Raw genomic sequence first — 737 nt, 5'->3', positions numbered from 1 at the left:
GGTATTATTACCGGTATTTTCGCCAAAGAGGCGGTCGTTGGTACGCTAAACAGTTTGTACACGTCGCCAAGTGATGGTGAAGAAGCAGAGTTCGATCTGATGGGTAGCCTAAAAGATGCGGTAATGAGTATTCCTGAGAACCTTGCGGGCTTGAGTTACTCTGATCCATTAGGCATTGAAGTGGGTGACCTAACAGATTCAAATGCGGTCGCAGAAGAACAAGAAGTGGATGCGTCTATCTTCGGCAACATTAAGTCTCAGTTTGTTTCTGGTCATGCCGCGTTTGCTTACTTGATCTTCATCTTGTTGTACACACCATGTGTTGCTGCGATGGGGGCGTATGTACGTGAATTTGGCCATAACTTCGCACGTTTTATTGCGGTATGGACGATGGGTTTAGCTTACCTATGTGCAACGTTCTACAATCAGTTGACGCATTTCTCTGAAAGCCCAATTACTAGTGGTGTCTGGATGGCAATTATTGTTGCAATCTTCATCGGAACTTATCACGTATTTAAACGTATTGGTAAAAAACAACATGGTGCGTTAGAGGCGCAAGTCGCATGATTTTAAATGAGCTTTATCAATATATTGCAGACAAAGGGACGGTCTCACAGTCTGCGCTGGCTAAGCAGTTTGGAATGAGTGCAGGCGGTGCGGATGCAATGTTAAGCGTGTGGATCAAGAAGGGTAAAATTCGCCGCTTGGTTGATACCAATAAAGCTCGAGCTGTGATG

Annotated in this window: 2 protein-coding genes; both read left to right on the top strand. The window is 44.9% G+C overall.

Annotated features, from left to right (window positions below; genetic code table 11):
- Positions 1-567: nucleoside recognition domain-containing protein (locus R7190_RS27180; protein WP_318137842.1), on the top strand; the 567-nt coding region annotated here is incomplete at its 5' end.
- The coding region (locus R7190_RS27175; protein ID WP_318137843.1) for a FeoC-like transcriptional regulator at positions 564-737 on the top strand (174 nt) is incomplete at its 3' end. The genes R7190_RS27180 and R7190_RS27175, both read left to right, overlap by 4 nt.

It is taken from the genome of Vibrio sp. 1078-1 (assembly GCF_033340475.1).
Note: the sequence above shows the minus strand (reverse complement) of the source record. Positions and strands in the feature narration are given on the sequence as shown.